Source organism: Mesorhizobium sp. P5_C1, assembly GCF_054049815.1.
This window is the reverse complement of the sequence record NZ_JBFULQ010000551.1, coordinates 1-3,510: the sequence shown is the minus strand read 5'-3', so window position 1 is coordinate 3,510 and position 3,510 is coordinate 1. Positions and strand designations below refer to the sequence as shown.

The 3,510-nt window shown below is 64.7% G+C and carries 2 protein-coding genes; one reads left to right on the top strand and one right to left on the bottom strand.

What is annotated here, in order from left to right; all coding sequences use genetic code 11:
- Window positions 1-2,769, bottom strand: a 2,769-nt coding sequence (locus ACXJ7R_RS27680; RefSeq protein WP_457154602.1) for a strawberry notch-like NTP hydrolase domain-containing protein, incomplete at its 3' end; no start/stop codon positions are given.
- A gap of 185 nt (window positions 2,770-2,954) precedes the next feature.
- Between ACXJ7R_RS27680 and ACXJ7R_RS27675 the strand changes: the two genes are divergently transcribed.
- Window positions 2,955-3,510: DUF1173 family protein (locus ACXJ7R_RS27675; protein WP_457154601.1), on the top strand; the 556-nt coding region annotated here is incomplete at its 3' end.

Below are 3,510 nucleotides of genomic sequence, written 5' to 3'. Positions count from 1 at the left end.
GTCGTGGACAGGCCGCGAATAGACGCGGCCCTCCGCATCCGAATATTCCTCGAACAATTGGGTGGGGAAGGAGTGCATCAAGTACCCACCGACGTACTCGCGCGGCGTGACATCGACATGCAGATCCGACCATTCCTCGGTCGGGATCTCGGCAAGGCGTCGTTCCATCAGCGCTTCGCCGGTAGAGACGACCTGGACGACCGCCGAATGACCATCGGCGAGGTCCTGATCGATCGCGCTGATCAGGGTCGGCGTCATCATCGAGGTGATTAGATGGCTGAAGAAGCACTGCTTCGTGCTCTCGAAGGCTGAGCGTGCCGCCGATTTTGCGATGCGGTTCAGCGTGCCGGACTCACTGGTGATGTTGGTCGCCTGGAGTGCGGCGGTCAGGTTGTTGTGGATCACCTGGAACGCGTCGGCATAGGCATTGTAGATGCGGATCTGCTCCTCGGTCAGCGCGTGCTCGAGCAGGTCGTATTCGACACCTTCATAAGAGAGCGAGCGCGACGTGTAGAGGCCGAGCGACTTAAGGTCACGGGCGAGCACTTCCATCGCGGCGACGCCGCCATCCTCGATCGCCGCGACGAATTCAGAGCGGTTGGCGAACGGGAAATCCTCGCTGCCCCAGATGCCGAAACGTTGCGCGTAGGCCAGGTTCTCGACGGCGGTCGCGCCCGTCGCCGAGACATAGACGATGCGGGCATCGGGAAGCGCGTGCTGCAGCCGCAAGCCTGCCCTGCCCTGCTGCGAGGGCGCGACGTCGCCGCGCTCGCCTTTGCCGCCCGCCGCGTTTGCCATGGCATGGGCTTCGTCGAAGACGATGACGCCATCAAAAGCTTTTTTCGTCCCTGTCGCGGCTTCCCCGCTCCCCGCCTCTTGCCCGACCCAGTCGATGATCTGCGCGATGCGAGACTTCTTGCCTTCGCGCTCCTGGGAGCGGAGTGTGGCATAGGTCGTAAACAGGATGCCCTCGGCAAGGCGTATCGGCGTACCCTGCCGATAGCGCGAGAGTGGCTGGACGAGGAGTTTTTCCTGGCCAAGGGCCGCCCAATCGCGCTGGGCGTCTTCCAGCAATTTGTCGGACTTGGAAATCCAGATCGCGCGGCGTCGCCCCTGCAGCCAGTTGTCGAGGATGATGCCGGCGACCTGCCGTCCCTTGCCGCAGCCGGTTCCGTCACCCAAAAACCATCCACGGCGGAAGCGGACAGCGTTCGCAGCCCCTTCTGGTGCGGCCGAGACGACATCGCAGGTCTCGTCAACCGTCCAGGTGCCGGCGAGATGGCCGCAATGGGCTTCGCCGGCATAGACGACGCTTTCGAGCTGGGCGTCCGACAGCAGGCCTTCGTCGATGATCGCATCAGGAAGAAGCGGCCGATAGGAAGGTTTTGGTGGCGCGACGGCGGCCATTGCGGCCGACTGCACGAGCGGCGTCGGATGCGGCTTTGCGCGGGGAATGTCGATCGACTGTAGCGCGTAGGGTTCGTAGATCGTGTCGGTGAGCCGGCCGCCCTCTTCCGGCATCCAGTCGCGTAGCTCATAGGCGAGGGGGACGGCCGGCACGCTGTTTGCCATCACCTGGCGAGCGGGCTTCGCCCGCGCAATCGGACGGACCGATTGGATGGCCTTCGGAGCAGAAGTTGAGACTGTTAGGGGTGCGGCTCTTGTCCCCGATCGGGCAGCCATGTGCATGGCGGGATTGCGCGGGTTGGACAGCGCGCCGATCGAATCCGGAAAGCCGCCCGGTAGCCGGGGCGGCAGAGCCGTGATACAGGCGAGCAGCGTTTCGACATCGGTGGCTTTGCCCGGCGACCGGACGAAGTTTTTCGGTTCGGCGGCCGGTACCTTGTCGATAATTGTCAGGCGGGTCTCAGTGGTGGTGCCATGGCGGGCGTAGACACGGCCGTCGATCGCCGCGGTGAAGATGACGTTGCCCTGCTGCTGCAGGCGTTCGAAGCCGGGCCGCCATTTGGGGTTTTCCGGAGACAGCCCGGTGCCGGTGATGGCGACGAGGCGCCCGCCGGCGCGCAGGCGTGCGAATGTGGAGGAGAGATGCCGCCATGCCGCATCGGCGACGTGGCCGCCGACATAGGCGCCGGCGCTGAAGGGTGGATTCATCAGCACGACGGACGGCTCGATGCCTGCGTCGAGATGATCGTCGATATGGGCGGCGTCGTGCCGCGAGACGGGGACCCGGGGAAACAGCAGGCCGAGGAGATCGGCCCGCGTCGCGGCGAGCTCATTGAGGGCGATCGAGGCGCGCGCCATCTCGGCATGGACGGCGAGCAGACCGGTGCCGGCCGAGGGTTCGAGAACGAGGTCGCAAGATGCGATCGCCGCGGCGTGCGCTGTCACCAAGGCGAGCGGCAAGGGCGTCGACAGCTGCTGCATGGCCTGGCTCTCGTCGGACCGTCGCGTATGGGTAGGAAGAAGGTCGGCGATGCGCTTGATCATCGCCAGCGTTGCCTGCGGCGTGGTCGACCGCGACAGGATCGCAGGGCCGAACCGGCGCAGAAACAGCACCTGGGCGACTTCGAGCGCCTCATAGGCGTCCTTCCAAAGCCAGAATCCTTGCGCATCGCTGCCGCCAAAACTGGTCGCCATGGCGGTGCGCAGTGCGGCGGTGGTGACAGGCTTGCCCTGCTCGAGGAAAGGTAGAAGCAACGTTGCCGCTTGATAGATTGCCTCGGCGTTGTTGATGGAGGCCGGCGTCAACGCGGCGAGGGAACCAGCCGTACATGCGACGGTCGAAATAGTCGAAACAATGTTCATGGAAATGTCCTTCGCGAGAGGGGAATAGCGCCCGCGCCAACACTCTCTGCGCGCCAGCCGGGCCACGCTCCTCCCGGCTCCCCTCTGCCTCTCGCGCCGATGCACCAAAGGGGTTGCGCAATGTGCAAACCCATGACTTCAATGCGCGCACAGGAATGCGGCGGCGACCTGGAGCTGTGGAGGTGATGCGACGGTTCAGAATTGGCAGTGCGGTCTACGAGGAGGCAGCGCCTGACCTGCAGGCGGCGCTGGTGAGTGCCTATGCCCGCAGCGAGCGCCCGCTATGCCTGTGCCGCGAGCCAGGCTGCCCGATGTACATCGCTCGCATAGGCGACCTTCATCTGATCAAGCGCATGCCGCTGAGCGGCGGCGGGCATGATCCGTCCTGTGATTCCTATGAATCACCTTACGAACTGTCCGGGCTGGGCGCCTTGATGGGCAGCGCGATACAGCTCGATCTGCAAAACGGCTTGGCCGCCCTCAAGTTGGACTTCAGCCTGTCGAAGACGGGGAGCCGCGCGGCATCGGTGCCTGCGGGGCAAAGTTCCGCCAGTGTAACCGCCGATCCCAGGCGGATGTCGCTGCGTGGCCTGCTTCATTATCTCTGGCACGAGGCCGAACTGACGGTCTGGACATCGAGGTGGGCCGGCAAGCGGCATTGGTGGAATGTCCGCTGGCATCTGCTCGAGGCTGCCGGGCACATGACAGTGCGGGGCGGACCACTCGCGGATTTCCTGTTGG